Annotated in this window: 14 protein-coding genes; 5 read left to right on the top strand and 9 right to left on the bottom strand. The window is 59.8% G+C overall.

Going from position 1 to position 15,234, the window contains the following annotated elements; translation table 11 throughout:
* The first annotated feature begins 3 nt into the window (after positions 1-3).
* From prfA to TRM7557_RS15620, 3 genes are all read left to right on the top strand, one after another.
* Positions 4-1,053: a peptide chain release factor 1 gene (gene prfA, locus TRM7557_RS15630; protein WP_058291166.1), complete on the top strand. Its 1,050-nt coding sequence runs from the start codon at positions 4-6 to the stop codon at positions 1,051-1,053.
* Positions 1,050-1,913, top strand: a complete 864-nt coding sequence (prmC, locus tag TRM7557_RS15625; protein ID WP_058291165.1) for a peptide chain release factor N(5)-glutamine methyltransferase — start codon at positions 1,050-1,052, stop codon at positions 1,911-1,913. The genes prfA and prmC overlap by 4 nt, the downstream gene beginning before the upstream one ends.
* A gap of 226 nt (positions 1,914-2,139) precedes the next feature.
* Positions 2,140-2,793: a DUF4167 domain-containing protein gene (locus tag TRM7557_RS15620; protein ID WP_058291164.1), complete on the top strand. Its 654-nt coding sequence runs from the start codon at positions 2,140-2,142 to the stop codon at positions 2,791-2,793.
* A gap of 87 nt (positions 2,794-2,880) precedes the next feature.
* On the opposite strand, the gene TRM7557_RS15615 is transcribed toward TRM7557_RS15620, so the two are convergent.
* The 6 genes from TRM7557_RS15615 to lptG form a co-directional block, all read right to left on the bottom strand.
* On the bottom strand, positions 2,881-3,402 hold the full coding sequence (locus TRM7557_RS15615) for a GNAT family N-acetyltransferase (RefSeq protein ID WP_058291163.1): 522 nt from the start codon (positions 3,400-3,402) through the stop codon (positions 2,881-2,883).
* A gap of 5 nt (positions 3,403-3,407) precedes the next feature.
* Positions 3,408-4,253: a 16S rRNA (adenine(1518)-N(6)/adenine(1519)-N(6))-dimethyltransferase RsmA gene (rsmA, locus tag TRM7557_RS15610; protein ID WP_058291162.1), complete on the bottom strand. Its 846-nt coding sequence runs from the start codon at positions 4,251-4,253 to the stop codon at positions 3,408-3,410.
* A gap of 92 nt (positions 4,254-4,345) precedes the next feature.
* Positions 4,346-5,353, bottom strand: coding sequence for a 4-hydroxythreonine-4-phosphate dehydrogenase PdxA (gene pdxA / locus TRM7557_RS15605; RefSeq protein WP_058291161.1), 1,008 nt, complete (start codon positions 5,351-5,353; stop codon positions 4,346-4,348).
* Positions 5,350-6,636 carry a peptidylprolyl isomerase gene (locus TRM7557_RS15600; RefSeq protein WP_058291180.1) on the bottom strand — a complete coding sequence of 429 codons (1,287 nt, stop codon included), beginning with the start codon at positions 6,634-6,636 and terminating at the stop codon, positions 5,350-5,352. The genes pdxA and TRM7557_RS15600 overlap by 4 nt, the downstream gene beginning before the upstream one ends.
* Positions 6,633-8,831 (bottom strand): LPS-assembly protein LptD, encoded by a 2,199-nt coding sequence (locus TRM7557_RS15595; RefSeq protein ID WP_058291160.1) that lies wholly within the window; start codon positions 8,829-8,831, stop codon positions 6,633-6,635. The genes TRM7557_RS15600 and TRM7557_RS15595 overlap by 4 nt, the downstream gene beginning before the upstream one ends.
* A gap of 9 nt (positions 8,832-8,840) precedes the next feature.
* Positions 8,841-9,944, bottom strand: a complete 1,104-nt coding sequence (gene lptG, locus TRM7557_RS15590) for an LPS export ABC transporter permease LptG (protein ID WP_058291159.1) — start codon at positions 9,942-9,944, stop codon at positions 8,841-8,843.
* A 250-nt stretch (positions 9,945-10,194) separates the two neighbouring features.
* Here lptG and TRM7557_RS15585 point away from each other — a divergent pair, with 250 nt between their 5' ends.
* Positions 10,195-11,667 carry a leucyl aminopeptidase gene (locus TRM7557_RS15585; RefSeq protein WP_058291158.1) on the top strand — a complete coding sequence of 491 codons (1,473 nt, stop codon included), beginning with the start codon at positions 10,195-10,197 and terminating at the stop codon, positions 11,665-11,667.
* Positions 11,668-11,676: 9 nt separating this feature from the next.
* Entirely contained in the window at positions 11,677-12,141 is a 465-nt protein-coding gene (locus TRM7557_RS15580) for a DNA polymerase III subunit chi (RefSeq protein WP_058291157.1), read from the top strand.
* A 255-nt stretch (positions 12,142-12,396) separates the two neighbouring features.
* Here TRM7557_RS15580 and TRM7557_RS15575 read toward each other — a convergent pair whose 3' ends face one another.
* From TRM7557_RS15575 to TRM7557_RS15565, 3 genes are all read right to left on the bottom strand, one after another.
* The gene (locus tag TRM7557_RS15575) at positions 12,397-12,978 is read right to left on the bottom strand and encodes a retropepsin-like aspartic protease family protein (protein ID WP_058291156.1); all 582 of its coding nucleotides are present in this window, start codon (positions 12,976-12,978) and stop codon (positions 12,397-12,399) included.
* A 58-nt stretch (positions 12,979-13,036) separates the two neighbouring features.
* A complete protein-coding gene (locus TRM7557_RS15570) occupies positions 13,037-13,663 on the bottom strand; it encodes a MarC family protein (RefSeq protein WP_058291155.1) in 627 nt (208 codons plus the stop codon).
* Positions 13,660-15,234, bottom strand: a 1,575-nt coding sequence (locus TRM7557_RS15565) for an ABC-F family ATP-binding cassette domain-containing protein (RefSeq protein WP_058291154.1), incomplete at its 5' end; no start/stop codon positions are given. The genes TRM7557_RS15570 and TRM7557_RS15565, both read right to left, overlap by 4 nt.

Here is a 15,234-nt window from a genome sequence, read left to right as displayed (position 1 = left end):
CGAATGATCCCCGAAGACCGTCTCGTGCAGATCCAACAGCGATTTGAGTATCTGGAAGCCGCCATGGCCGACGGGTCGGGCGATATTGCGGCGCTGGCCAAGGAATATTCTGATCTGAAACCGGTGGCCGATCAGGTGGCCAGCTACCGCCAGCTTCTTGCGGATCTGGAAGAAGCGGAGCTGATGCTGTCGGACCCGGATATGAAGGCGCTTGCGGAAGAAGAGCTGCCGCAGTTGAAGGCGCGCCTGCCCGAGGCCGAGGCAGCGCTGCAGATCGCGCTTTTGCCCAAGGATGCGGCCGACACCAAACCGGCGATGCTGGAAATCCGTCCCGGCACCGGCGGGGATGAGGCTGCGCTGTTTGCGGGCGACCTGCTGCGCATGTATCAGCGCTATGCCGAGGCGCGCGGCTGGCAATTTGACATTATTGAGGAAGCCGCAACCGAACTGGGCGGGATCAAAGAGGTGGTCGCCCATATCAAAGGCGAAAACGTCTTTGCCCGATTGAAATACGAAAGCGGTGTGCACCGGGTACAGCGCGTGCCCGCGACCGAAAGCGGCGGGCGCATTCATACGTCGGCTGCTACAGTTGCCGTGCTGCCCGAAGCCGAAGATGTAGATATTGAGATTAACGCCAATGACCTGCGGATCGACACCATGCGGTCTTCAGGGGCAGGCGGGCAGCACGTGAACACCACGGACTCGGCGGTGCGGATTACCCACTTGCCGTCAGGAATTGTTGTCACCAGTTCGGAAAAATCCCAGCACCGCAACCGCGAGATCGCCATGCAGGTGCTGCGCACCCGGCTTTACGATATGGAGCGCCAGCGCATCGACAGCGAACGTTCGGCGGATCGGGCCAGTCAGGTCGGCTCGGGCGACCGTTCCGAACGTATTCGCACCTATAATTTCCCACAGGGGCGGATGTCGGACCACCGGATCAACCTAACGCTTTATAAGCTGGAACAGATCATGGGCGGCGATCTGGATGAAATCGTTGATGCGCTGACCGCGGATCATCAGGCGAAGCAGCTGGCGGAGATGGGGCAATGAGCTCAGCTCAACCTCTGACGGCTGCGCAGGCCATGGCCGCCGCCGCCGCGCGTCTTCGGGCCGCAGGTGTGGCAGACCCCGCACGCGATGCGCGGGTATTGCTGGCACATGCAGCCAAGATCGAAGCCAGCCGGGTCACCCTGATTGCGCCTGAGGAACTGGCCGAGGATGTGGCAGAACGCTACGAGCAGCTGGTCTCTTTGCGGGCCATCCGGGTGCCCGTGTCGCATCTGATTGGCGAACGGGAATTCTATGGGCGCCGCTTTAAGGTCTCGGGCGAGGTGCTTGACCCGCGCCCGGAAACCGAAAGTCTGATCGAAGCAGCGCTGGCACAGCCGTTCGAACGGGTTTTGGATCTGGGGACGGGTTCCGGCTGCATTCTGGTGACGCTGCTGGCCGAACGAGAAGGCGCACAGGGGCTGGGTGTGGATCTCAGCGAGGCGGCCTGCCTTCAGGCATCGGCCAATGCGGTTTTGCACCGGGTCGAGGCGCGCTGCGACATTCGGCAGTCTGACTGGTTTTCTGCAATAGAGGGAAAGTTCGATCTGATCGTGTCCAACCCACCCTATATCGCGCTCGAGGAAATGGATGGCCTGTCGGACGAGGTGTTGAACCACGAACCCCATCTGGCCCTGACCGATGGCGGCGACGGGTTAAGCTGTTATCGCGCAATTGCCTCTGGTGTTGGGGCTTTTCTGGCCCCAGGTGGCCGTGTTTTGGTAGAAATTGGCCCCACACAAGGGGCTGCGGTGGCGGGTTTCTTCACAGACGCTGGACTTGACGCGGTTCGGGTACTGCCGGATCTGGATGGGCGTGACCGCGTGGTGTTGGGCGTGAAGACCGCCGACAATTCGGTCTGATAAGCGTTTTTTGTTCGAAAAAGCCCGATTTGCGAACGAAATTTCAGGATTTTCCGTGTTACCCTCTTGTATGAGGCGCCGATACATGGTTACTCAAAGTGTCGCTGTTGCAAGAGGACTTAAAACGCTCCTCTCGGCGACGCCAAGCCCAAAAAATTCGAAGACCCGGCGCAAACGCGCCCATCACGTGGTCATCGACAAATAAACCCAAGGCTGACGTAGGCATATGAGATCGTCAAAATCACGTTCGCGTTCGAAATCGAACCGCAACCGCCCCAATGGCGCAAATGTTGTGAACCGCGTGTTCGACAGCTCCGGCCCCGAGGGAAAAGTACGCGGAACCCCGCAGCAGATCATTGACAAATACAATCAGCTGGCGCGCGATGCGCAGCTGGGCAATGACCGCGTGGCAACCGAGAATTTCCAACAGCACGCGGAACATTACCTGCGCATGCTGAACGAAGCACAGCGCGAAATCGAAGCGCGCCGCGAAGAGCAGGAACGCCAGAACCGCGAACGCCAGGCAGAGCGGGACCGCGAACGCCAAGAGCGTCTGGAACGTCAGGAGCGCGAAGCGGCTGCTGCGGCTGAAGTCGCTGCGGAGGCCCCCGCAGCACCTGAAGCGTCCCAGAATGAAATGACCGACCCGCGCGAAGAAGCGGCACCGGAAGCGGAAGCTTCTGACAGCGGTCTGGTTGAAACCCCGGAAGGGGAGCCACCTGCTGCGGCCAAGAAGCCAGCACGTAAGCCACGCACACGCCGTGCGCCTGCGAAGTCTGCGGCGGCTGCTGAAGGCGAGGCACCTGCCGAGGGCGAGAAGCCCAAGCGCACTCGCAAGCCCAAACCCAGTGCTGAGGGCACCCCAGAAGCGGCAGAGTGATCGGTTCAACAAAACAAATAAAAAGCCCCGGCATCGCAGGATGACCGGGGTTTTTCTTTGCCTGACGTGTGCTTTGACGTTCGCTTCTTATGCCAAGTTGAACGCCGCTGCGAAATGTATTTCACCGCGCGGCATCGCTGTGGCTTCCACGAGGTTCAGGGCCTGAACGTATTTCCCGTCCAGCCCCTGATAGGTCAGACCACAGTCCGCACTAAAGCCAAAGCGGCCATAGAGGTCAGGGGCGCCAATGAGGACAATGCCCGGGCAGGTCTTGGCGCGCATCTGATCCAAACCTGTCTCAATCAGGGTGCGACCCAGTCCTTTGCCCTGATGATCTGGAGCAATGCTGACAGGACCTAGCGCACACCAGCCGGTCGCCTCTGGACTGTCTGCGAAGGTGACCGGTGAAAAGGCAATATGCCCGATGATTTGCTTGTCCTGTTCCATCACCAGCGACAGCAGCAGATCCCCGTCGCGCCGCAGACCCTCAACGATGGGGCCTTCTGTGCCATCGCTGTAAGGCATCGATGCAAAGGCGGTCTGTGTCAGATCAAAGATCGCTGCCGCATCCTCGGGCATTTCAGGACGAATAGAGGTGGCAGCGGTCATTTGGGTCACTCCAGTGGTTTCAGGCTGCGGGCAAGGGCGCAGAACGCCTCGAGGCTCACCTGCTCTGCGCGTTCGGTCGGCGGGATGCCGGCGACTGCGAGGTGGTCTTCGATATTGGGGGCCACGCCCTTCAGAGAGGCGCGCAGCATCTTGCGACGCTGGTTGAAGGCCGCAGCCACCACACGGGACAGTGTTGCCGCATCCGCCGGGTAGCGCGGTTCAGGCAGGGCGGTCAGATGCACCACGGCCGAGCTGACCTTGGGCGGTGGCGTGAAGGCTTCGGGCGGCAGGGACACGGCGATTTTCGCATCCGCGCGCCATTGGGCGAGAATGGCAAGGCGACCATAGGCTTTAGAGCCTGGCTGGGCCACAATGCGTTCCGCGACCTCGCGCTGGAACATCAGCGTCAGGCTCTGCCAGAACGGCGGCCATTGTTGCGGTGTCAGCCAACGGACCAGAAGTTCGGTGCCGACATTGTAGGGCAGATTGGCTGCGATACGGATCGGCGGGGTGAGATGTTCAAGCGGGTCGATTTCAAGCGCGTCGCCGTTGATGACCTGCAGTTGGCCCGGATAGGCCGCAGCAATCTGTTCCAGAGCAGGCAGGCAGCGGGCGTCTTTTTCGATCGCCAGCACGCGCCGGGCGCCTTCGGACAAAAGCCCGCGCGTCAGACCACCGGGGCCGGGGCCGATTTCCAGAACGTCGCATTCCGTCAGATCACCTGCCTGACGCGCGATTTTTGCGGTCAGGTTCAGATCCAGCAGGAAGTTCTGGCCCAAGGATTTCTTGGCCGAGAGCTGGTGGGTCGCGATGACTTCGCGCAGCGGGGGGAGATTGTCGATGGCACTCATGAGGGGCTTCATAAGCGGATGTGTGCGATCTGGAAAGGGGGTAAGGGGCGTCTGCCCCTCTGCGCGTGCCGCGCATTCACCCCGGAGTATTTTTAGCCAAAAGAAGTTTGGCTGGACTTTGCCATGGTCTGGGCCATGCGCAGCGCCGCGATCAGGCTGTCGGGATTGGCAATGCCTTGGCCTGCAATATCAAAGGCCGTGCCATGATCCGGCGACGTGCGGATAAAGGGCAGGCCAAGGGTGACATTGACACCCTGGTCGAAGTCCAGCGTTTTGATCGGGATCAGGGCCTGATCGTGGTACATGGCGATGGCTGCATCATAGCGGGCACGGGCGGCAGCGTGAAACAGCGTGTCTGCCGGATGCGGGCCGGTGAGGGTAAAGCCTTCGCCTTGCATGGTGTTTAAAAGGCCATTGATCCAGGCCAGTTCCTCGTTCCCCATTGCGCCGCCTTCGCCGGCATGCGGGTTGAGCCCGGCAATTGCAATGCGGGGCTGGCTGATACCAAATTGTTGGGTCAGGCCGTTTGCAGTGATTTCGATGGTTTCGCGCAGCACAGCCGGGGTCAGAGCCTTGGGGACCTCGGCGAGCGCAATGTGAATGGTTGCGGGCACCACCCGCAGACGGTCCGAGGCCAGCATCATGACAACACGTTTGCGGTCGCCAAGGGCTGCAAGAAACTCCGTATGGCCCGGATAGGCAAAATCCGCGCCGTCAATCAGGGCTTTTTTGTGGATCGGGGCCGTGCACAGGGCCGCCGCCTGACCTGACTGGACCAGCTCCACACCGGTCTTAATAGCTTGGATCACCCCGGCTGCATTGCGCGGGTCAGCCTGGCCCGGTGTCATCGCGCCTGCGAAGGGGAGTTCCAAAACGGGCAAGGCAAACGCCGCCAGATCGCGGGCTTCGTCGGGGGATTTGACTGTGCGCCACGGCGTCCCCTTGGGCAGGGCGCGCGGATCGCCAAGCCAGACAAATGGGCAGGCGCCGCGCAGGTTGTCCCAGGCTTTAACTGCGATTTCCGGACCAATGCCCGCGGGTTCACCACAAGAGAGGGCAATTACCCCCTGTGCATCGGCTGCGCCCTGTTGTGGGGTCATTTGAAATCGATCCGGGCGTTGGCCTTTTGTTGTTCAAGGAAACTGTCGGCCAGTTCCGAAAGACGTTTTTGGGTCAAAGCATTGGCCACAGTGGTGCGGATGTCATCTTCGTCAGAGGCAAGCTCTGCTGTGCGACCACAGAGCATAAGAACCATCAAGTTTTGCCCGCCATCGCGTGTGAGCGCGGTGGAGGTTTCGTTGCTGTCCAGCTTTGCCAGTTCAAGCGCCACATCTCGCGGCAGCTCGGATGGGGGCAGGGTGATACGTTCCAGACGAGCGGGGTCCTGATCCTTGGCGATGCCATAAAAATCATCGCAGGTGTCGACGCGTGCCAGAACGGACTGCGCTTCGGCGAGGGCCTCGGGGCTGCGGCCTCCGGGGATCAGATAGCGCATATATTCAATGGCGGCATAGTTCGGTTCACGCCCGGCAACTTCACGCAGGCCGTGGAACTGGAACAGGGCCAGCGCGCCCTGCAGCGGAACCGGATCGGTGACCTCATTGACTTTCATTTCCAGCACAAGGGATTGAAGCGGACGCGGCAGGCGCGAGATTGGCATCCACGGCAGACGCCCGCCATTGGTGCGGCTGTCGGCGGCAGAAAACTGACCGGCTGTTGCAGCAAACGTCGCGGGGCTGCGGATCTCTGCAATCTGCAGGGCCAGATCTTCGGTTTCGAGAGCGGTTTCCGGAGTGATTGGCAAAATCACTTCGGCCAGAAGGACCTGGACGCTGCCCACCTGAGACTGCCCCATGGCACGGTCTATTTCGTCTTCGGTTGGCCGGGCCTGGCCCAGAAAACGGCCCGCCACATAGTCGCGCCACGCCAGGCTGGTGGCGGTGTAGTCACGCAGGGTTTGGACATCGACACCAGATTGCTTCAGCCCTGCCACAAATTGCTCTAACGACAGATTGGCACGTTGTGCCAGATCACGCATGCCCTGAGTGACGTCTTCTTCGTTGGCCACCAGCCCCACATCCCGCAGCGCCTTGCGGCGCAAGGCATCAAGGATCAGCTCTTCGCGGGCCTCGTTGAGCGGGTCAGACGAGCTTCCTGTGACTTCCAGAAAACGGGCCCGCTGTTCCAGTTCGTAGCGGGTGATCACGTCGTCATCCACGGAAATGGCCGGGGAAAACAGCCCCTGTGCCATGACCTGCAGGCCATTGGCTGTCGGCAGAAGCGATACAGGAAGGGCCGCGAGGGCCAGTCCCAAAACAAGAGCGCTGCGGCGCAGGGTACGACCGGCGCGACGCGGTCGGGAAAAGCAAGTGCGGGAACTCAAGTTGTGCTGCATGATCGCCTATAGGTTTTGCTGCCGGACTTCACGGAAAACCCGTTGAGAGACAATGTAAATCCGAAATCGGTCGTCGGCTCAACACTTTCTGTAGAGGTGAAGCGCCGGTTCATCGACAGGTTCAGGGTGACGCATTCGTTCTGATAGATCAGGCCAAGGCCTGCGCGGGTGGCGCGGTCGTCTGCAATGTCATAGCGGACATTGGCGGCGGCGGTCCAATTGCCATTTATGGCATAAGACCCATCGAGCCATAGTTCATTGGTTTCATCTGAGCGGTTCTCGGCGGCGTCTTCCTGTAGCCACAGATAGCTGCCAATAAGCGAGAAATCATCGCGCCGCCAATCGCCACGCACTTCGGCTTTGGAGACCTCATAGGCTTTGTCCCACAGGCCACGCGCTGTGATCGTCAGCTCGTCGCGCAGCTGCAACTGGGTGGCCAGCAATAGGTCAGAGGTCGACCCATTCAGACCAGAGGTGTCGCTGAAGCGGGGATCGCTGTTATCGCGCCAGATTTGACCGGCGCTGACACCCAATTGCCAACCGTCTGCATCCACATGCTGCCAGTTCACCCCGTAAACAACAGAAAGCCCGTCTTCACGGGCGTCGTCTTCGGGGAAACGGGATAGGGACAATAGGTTGCCCTGATCAAATTCGGAGATATTTGAGGCCTCATTCGGGATCGCGTCACCGCTTACATTGGTCCAGCCGATCTGTACCACAGGTTCCAGCAATTGCCGGTCGCCCGAAACGGTGCGGCGCTGCATCGGCAACCGCAGGGTCAGCGCGCTGCGGGGCGTCACAAGGGTCGCATTGTCCTCGAACACCGCATCGTCGGTCAGCCCAATGCTGTCGACACCCAGCCCGAGCCGCCCTTCGGCCAGCACCCCATAGGGCAGCACCCAATGGCGGCGCCAATCCGCATCCGCCGAGATCCGGCTCATATCGCGGCCGTTGGCCTCGGTCGCGGTGGCTGCAAGCCCGGACGAACGGGTGAAATCCAGAATATCCAAACCGATGCGCAGCTCTCCGCCCACCAGTTTTGGGAAAAAACGTTCCTCGTAGGTGGCGGCGATAATATCCGTAGGCACAAAATCCTGCGGTTCGCTGTCGCGCAAGGATTTATAGCGGGTCAACCCGGCCTGAAGCAGCTTGTCGCGCCGGGCTTTGATCAGGGTGATTTCCGAGCGCAAACGGTCGGCATCCGAGATGTCATAATCGGCCAGATACCCTTCGTCCGAGACGCTTTTGAGGTCAAATCGCAGGCGATATCCGCGGCGCAGATCAAAGCGGCCTGTGGCAAAGAAATGCCCGCGGTTGTCATCCGGGCGAATGTCGTCTTTTGCGATGCCGGTGGTGACTGCGATCTCGCCATTTCGGAAGGCTTGCCGATATCGCAGGTCAAGCGCCCGGCTTCTTTCAGAGACAAACGGGGTGATCGTCAGGTCGCGATGATCCCCCATTTTGATGAAATAAGGAACTTTGATCCCAGTTCCGAAATTCGAAGTGGAAGAAAACCGCGGCACCAGAAACCCGGTCGCCCGATCCAGAGTTGGGTCAGGAAAGCGCAGGGCTGGAAAGTAGAACACCGGCACATCAAACAGACGCAGCTGCGCGCTTTCCAGATAGAGCTGTTTTTCCTGCTGATCATGGGTGATGCGCTGTGCGCGAATTGCCCAGATCGGGGCGCGACCGTCCTCGCAGACATCGCAGGAGGTCAGTGTTGATTTATAAAGCTGCGTGTAACGGCCTTCGACGCGGTTCATTTGCAGCGAGGCCAGCTGGACCTGCTGGTCAAAGACCATATAGGCTCCGCGCAGAATGCCATTGCGCAGGGCGCTGTCCATCTCTGCGGAATTGGCAAGGATTGTGGTTCTGGTGCCGTCATTGATGCGGATCGGCCCATCAATGCGCAAAAGGCCGGTCTCTTTGTTGAAGGCGACCCTCTCGGCTTGTAACTGGGTTTCCCCGTAAAAGGCTTCCACATTGCCTTCTGCAATCAGATCCCGTTCGGGCGAAATGAAAATCTTGTCAGCCACCAATGACGCAGGCGGAAGCGCAGTCTGCGCAGGAGATACGGGGGCAGGGCGCGCGGCAGGTGCTGTCTGCGCCTCGGCCGCGCTGCCGGGCTGAAGCAAAAACGCCAGAAGCGGCGCAACTGTGGAAAGCAGAGGGATCAGGCGCATGTCTTTTTCTTAACCGTCCTCGGCATGAAGCAAGAGCCCCATGGTCAGCAATATTGACGCAACCGGCGGTGCCCAGGCCGCGAGAGCCACGGGGATTTGCCCGTTTTCTCCAAGGATCTGAGCGAAATTGTGAACAAAGTAAAGACCAAAGCCCAGAAGGATGGACGCCAGCACGGCAAGCCCAGTGCCGCCCAGACGTGCATGGCGCATGGTGAAAGCCGCGCCGACCATAACCATGGCGACCAGAAACAGGGGGCGCGCCAGTTCCACCTGCAGCCAGACCTGAAAGCGCGTGGTGGAAAAGCCAGCCTGCTGCAAAGCGGTGATTGTGCGCGGCAGATCATAGACCGAGATCCCTTCCGACGTATCCAGGGTCTCTCGGATCTGCTCGTTTGTCAGTGTCGTCGGCACCCGCAACTCATCGCTTTGGCTCGCGCCCAGCTCGGGGTTCAGACCCGGCGCAAGCGGCCAGACCTTTGCGTCTTGCAGCAGCCAATCGCCGTTTTCCAACCGCGCCTGCGACGCCAAAGTGCGGCTCTTGGGAGAGCCTTCCGCGTCATAGGCGAGGATCGAAACGTCAAACAGAACCAGCGTGTCAGCATCGCCACTATAGTTGCCTGCGTGAATAACCGACTGCCCGGTGTCGCCGCCTTGACGCAGCCACAGGCCTTCTCCGGTCAGCGACACCGCAGCCGTGTCCGCATTGCGATAGCGTTCCGACAGGGTTTTATAACGATTGGCTGTGGCGGCCACGATCGGGTTCAGCAGGCTGACGGTTAGGCCTCCGATAAGGAACGCGGCGATGACCGGGGGCACCAAGGCCCGAATGCCCGACCGGCCAATGGCGCGTGTCACCACCAGTTCGCTGCTGCGGGCCAGACCGATGAACAGCACAATGGTGGTGAGGATCATAATCAGCGGCAGAAATTCGTAGAACGCGGCGGGGGATTTCAACAAAGCCAGCGCCAATAGCTGCATTGCGCTCAGATCAACACCGTCGAACCGACGCAGCTGTTCACTGAAGTCGATCAGCAGAACCAGCGTCATAAGCATAACACTGATCATAACGAACCAGGTCAGAAACCGGCGCGCATAGTAGAGATCAAGCTTCACAGGACCGTCCCTTGTCGTTTCTTATTCGGCACGGCACTGAAAAACACAATTTCGCCGCTCCAACCTTTCCCAAGAGCGCCTACACGCCCGTTGTTGCGGACCTTAGTGGATTTGACAGGCAGGGAAAACTCCCTTCTTCCGCTCGTTTGGTTGATCGGCAAGCTGGCTCTGGCAATCGGATGCTTGGCGGGCTAGGACTTGTGGAAACCAAACGCATTTTTCGCGTGTGGCGATTGTACAGGAGACTTAAATGCCCGCATTGACCCCGATCCGTTTTGCCGAAATCGATCCGAAATCTGTTCCTTCTTTGGCGGGCCAGCTCGCTATCGTTGTGACACCCGAAGGCACGATGGATCAGGCGGGCCGCGTGGTGAACCGTGCAACCAAGGGCGCGTTGGCACGATTGATCGAAGCCGAGAGCTTTCAGAAGGCAAAGGCCGGTCAGGTGATCACTCTAGCATGGCCTTCGGGTTTGCAGGTGGACGCGCTCCATATTCTGGTGCTGCCGCGCAAGACGACCCCGCTTGAGGCCCGCAAGGCGGGTGCGGCGCTGGCAATTGCAGCTGCAGGCAAGCTAATGACCGTCATGGCGGGCAATATGCCCAAAGCTGCCGAGCTGGCTCTTGGTATTGCGTTGCGGGCCTATACGTTTGAGGATCACAAGACCGCAGATGCAGAGGCACCGGGCGAGGTGGTCCTTGGCCATTCCAAAGTTCCAGAAATGACCGAGGCCTTCACGCCGCTGCTGGCCGTCGCCGAAGGGGTTCACATGACCCGTGATCTGGTCAACGAACCGGCAAACGTTCTGACCACCACGGAATTTGCCAATCGTCTGGCTGAAATGGAAGCTTTGGGCCTTGAGGTCGAGGTTCTGGAAGAAGACAAGCTTGAAGAGCTTGGCATGCGCACGCTGCTCTCGGTTGGTCAGGGCTCTGCCAGCCCGTCCAAAGTGGTGGTGATGACTTGGAACGGCGGCACTGAGGGCGATGCCCCGCTGGCCCTGGTTGGTAAGGGTGTGGTGTTTGACACGGGTGGTATCTCGCTGAAACCGGCCGGTGGCATGGAAGACATGACCATGGATATGGGCGGCGCAGGCGTTGTGTCCGGTACCATGCGCGCGCTGGCACTGCGCAAAGCCAAAGCCAATGTCGTAGGCCTTGTTGGCCTAGTGGAAAACATGCCATCCAGCACCGCAACCCGTCCGGGCGATGTGGTGAAATCCATGAAGGGCGACACGGTCGAAATCATCAATACCGATGCCGAAGGGCGTTTGGTTCTCTGTGATGTCCTCTGGTATGCGCAGGAGCGTTTCAAGCCAGCCGGTGTGATTGATCTGGCAACGCTGACCGGGGCGATCATCATTGGTCTTGGTCACGAGAACGCGGGCGTCTTCTCCAACAATGATGACCTGTGCAATGCCTTCCTGAAAGCGGCGAGCGCCGAAGGGGAAGGGGCATGGCGCATGCCGCTGGGCAAAGCCTATGACGACCAGTTGAAATCGCGCATCGCTGATATGAAGAACGTCGGCGGCCGCCCCGCCGGTTCGATCACCGCGGCGCAATTCCTGCAGCGGTTCATCAAAGAGGGCACGCCTTGGATTCACCTAGACATCGCAGGTGTTGCCTCGGTCAAGGCAGCCACCGATTACGCGCCCAAAGGGGCCACAGGCTGGGGCGTTGCGGCCCTGTCGCGTCTGGTTGCCGACAAGTTCGAGGCAGAGTAAGCCCAGCCCATGGGAGCCGTCTATTTCTATCACCTGACCCAGAAGCCCTTGCAGGCCACCTTGCCGGTGCTTCTCGAAAAGGCCCGCGCGGCGGGCTGGCGTATTGCCGTGCGCGGCCCTGACGAAGGGCGCCTGGGCTGGCTGGATGATGTGCTGTGGATGGGCGCAGGCGAGAGCTTCCTTGCGCATGGGCTGGCAGGCGGTCCTCATGACGCGTTGCAGCCGGTGTTGCTGACAACCGGACCGGCTGCCAATGGGCCACACTGCGTAATGTGCGTAGACGGCGCAGAGGTCACGCCGAAAGAGGTAGGCGATCTGGAGCGGGTCTGTATTCTGTTTGACGGCACTGATCCTGATGCTGTGCAGACCGCGCGCGGCCAGTGGAAGACTCTGACGGATGCAGGCTGTGCAGCGCAGTATTGGTCGGAAGAAACCGGCCGTTGGGAAAAGAAAGCGGAAAGCAAATCGGAATAGGGGCGCTGCCCCTCTGCGCGTGTCGCGCATTCACCCCGGAGTATTTGGGGCCAAAAGAAGTAACGGAAGATTAACTTCGATCTGCTTTTGTTCTTTTGCGGTTCAGGCTGGAGAGCCGATGGCCGTGCCAGAAGAAGCCCCGCCGCGCGCTATGGCGCAAACTTTGCTGAGGTGCGGCGGGCGTTTTTTCTTTTGGCCAGAAATACTCCCGCCGGAGGCACGCGCCGATAGGCGCGTCTTTGACCGGTCGGGCACTCAGCGCGTCAGGATCATCTGACTGTCACGGATTTCAAAGCTCGACCAACGGCGCAGGTAGCTCATCCCCAGAAGCGTTTTGCGTTGATCCCCTTGATTAACCACCGCTGACACATTGTTGTCGACAGTTGCTCCCAAGGATACGTCATCCAAAGTAACGCGCGCGGTTCGCACTTCGCCATTGGCGGTGCTGGCACGCCCCAAGAACCTGAGCGTCTCTGTATCTATGCCAATGCGTTCTGCGTCTTCCATGGACAGCACCAGATCGCTCGCACCGGTGTCGACCATGGCTTGGAGCGGTTGGCCGTTGATCTGCAAGGTCAGATAATAATGCCCGTCCGCACTTCGGGGGACAACGACCTGACCCTGATCTTCAAGCACCATTTGCTGCGGCTGCACAGTGTGGCGAATGTCTCCCCACAGCCCATAGACGGCAATCACACCGATAAAGATAAACGCCCAGATGGCCAGCTGTTGGATCACTTTGCCCAGCGACAAACGGTTTTGCACAAAGACCCACGAGCCAATCGCCACCAAAAGCACGACCAAATAGATCAGACTTGCCGTGTTGTCGCCGCTCATGTGTTGCACCTTTCAAAGACATCCATGTCTTTGATGTAAGTCGCGGCGGCTTCGATTTCTAGTTGGCAAACCCAAAGTCGCGCAGACCGTCCAGAACGAACTGCACGGAAAGGGCGGCCAGCAGCATGCCGAGAAGCCGCGTGACAACATTGATGCCAACGGGGCCCAACATACGTTCCAGCAAACCAGAGACCATGAACATTGCCAGCATCACCACCAGAACCAGCACCACGACGCCCATGACGGCGGCAAAGCCATTGAGGCCCGGATGCTGTCCCACCAGCAGAATGACAGTGGCAATAGAGCCGGGGCCTGCGATCAGCGGTATCGCGACTGGAAAGATCGAGGGGTCATCCTCGGTCGGGTCAACTTCTTCGCCCTGAGTCTGACGGCGTTTGGTGCGCCGTTCAAACAGCATATCAAGGGCGGTCAGGAACAACAGCACGCCCCCGGCGACCCGGAAGGCGGGCATGGAGATGCCGACAAAGTTCAAAACGCTTTCGCCAAACAGTGCAAACAGTGTCAGAATGCCTGTGGCGGTGAGGGTGGCGCGCACTGCAATCGAACGCCTTTGCTGATCGCTCATCCCTTGGGTCAGCGCCACAAAGACCGGCAGCAGGCCCACCGGGTCAATGATCACAAAGAGCGTGACAAAGGACGTAATCAGAAAGGCGCTGTCAATCATGCGGTTTCTGCCATTTCGAGTTTTTCAAGGGCGTCCATCCAAAGCGCCTCTGCCCGGTCCAGCGCTTCCACGCATTCGGCGTGTTTCTTTTGCCAGACCTCAATGTCGGACTGCTTGCCGCTTTCGTATAGGGTTGGATCGGCGAGCTTTGCGTCCAATTTCTCGCGCATGTCGGTCAGCTTTTCAACCCGGGCCTCGGATTTGCGCACCTCGGACCTGAGGGCGAGGATTTCGTCCCGGCCTGCGCGTTTGGGTTTGGCGGGTTTTGCGGCCTCGGACTTTGCTGTGGGCTTGTCGCGTTGCAACAGCATCTCGCGGTAACTGTCCAGGTCGCCCTCGTAGGGTTTTACCGACCCGTTAGACACCAGCCACAGGCGATCCGCCACAAGGCTGAGCAGGTGCATATCGTGGGACACGAGAATAACCGCGCCGGAATAGGCGGTCAGTGCCTCGACCAATGCCTCGCGGCTTTCGATGTCCAGGTGGTTGGTGGGTTCATCGAGGATCAGCATATGCGGGGCGTCAATGGTGGCGATCAGCAGCGACAGGCGCGCTTTCTGGCCACCGGACAGGCGTCCAACCTCGGTTTCGGCCTGCTCGGACCCCAGTCCAAAGCCTGCAAGGCGTGCGCGCCATTGGGTCGGGGCCTCGGTAGGCCGCAGGCGGCGCAGGTGGTCCAGCGGGGTTTCATCCACGTAAAGCTCATCCACCTGATGCTGGGCGAAATAGCCTATGCGCAACTTGGAGGACCGGGTCATCTTCCCCGACATCACCGGCAGACGATCAGCGAGCATTTTTGACAGGGTCGATTTGCCCTGACCGTTTTTGCCCAAAAGTGCGATGCGGTCGTCTTGGTCAATGCGCAGGTTCAGCCGTTTGAGGATCTCGACCTCGCCATAGCCCGTGGTGCCACCTTCGATGTGGATAATGGGCGGCGACATTTCTTCGGGTTCGGGAAAGGAAAACGCCCGCATCGCCGCTTCCTGCGGGGTGGAGATCGGCTTCATCTTCTCAATCATCTTCAGGCGTGACTGCGCCTGTTTGGCCTTGGTGGCCTTGGCGCGGAAGCGGTCCACAAAGCTTTGCAGATGGGCGCGGCGGGCGTCTTGTTTCTTGGCCTCGGACTGCGCGGCGGCAATGCGGGCGGCGCGGACCTCGGCAAAGGTGTCATAGGGGCCTTGATAGAGGGTCAGCTTTCTATCTTCGAGGTGCAGGATTGACCCCACCGCCCGGTTCAGAAGTCCGCGGTCGTGAGAGATCACCAACACTGTATGCGGGTAGGCGGCCAAATAGCTTTCCAGCCACAGCGCGCCTTCAAGATCCAGATAGTTGGTTGGTTCGTCCAAAAGAAGCAGATCGGGTTGGGCAAACAGCACGCCCGCCAGTGCCACACGCATGCGCCAGCCGCCGGAATAGGCAGAGCAGGGGCGGGAATGTTCTTCGTCGTCAAACCCCAGACCCTTCAGGATCGAGGCGGCGCGGGCTTCCGCCGACCAGGCGTCGATATCGGACAGGCGCGTCTGGATTTCGGCAATCCGAGCGGCATCACTGGCGGTCTCGGCCTCGGCCAT

The sequence above is a fragment of the Tritonibacter multivorans genome, from assembly GCF_001458415.1.
Classification (GTDB): Bacteria; Pseudomonadota; Alphaproteobacteria; order Rhodobacterales; family Rhodobacteraceae; genus Epibacterium; species Epibacterium multivorans.
Note: the sequence above shows the minus strand (reverse complement) of the source record. Positions and strands in the feature narration are given on the sequence as shown.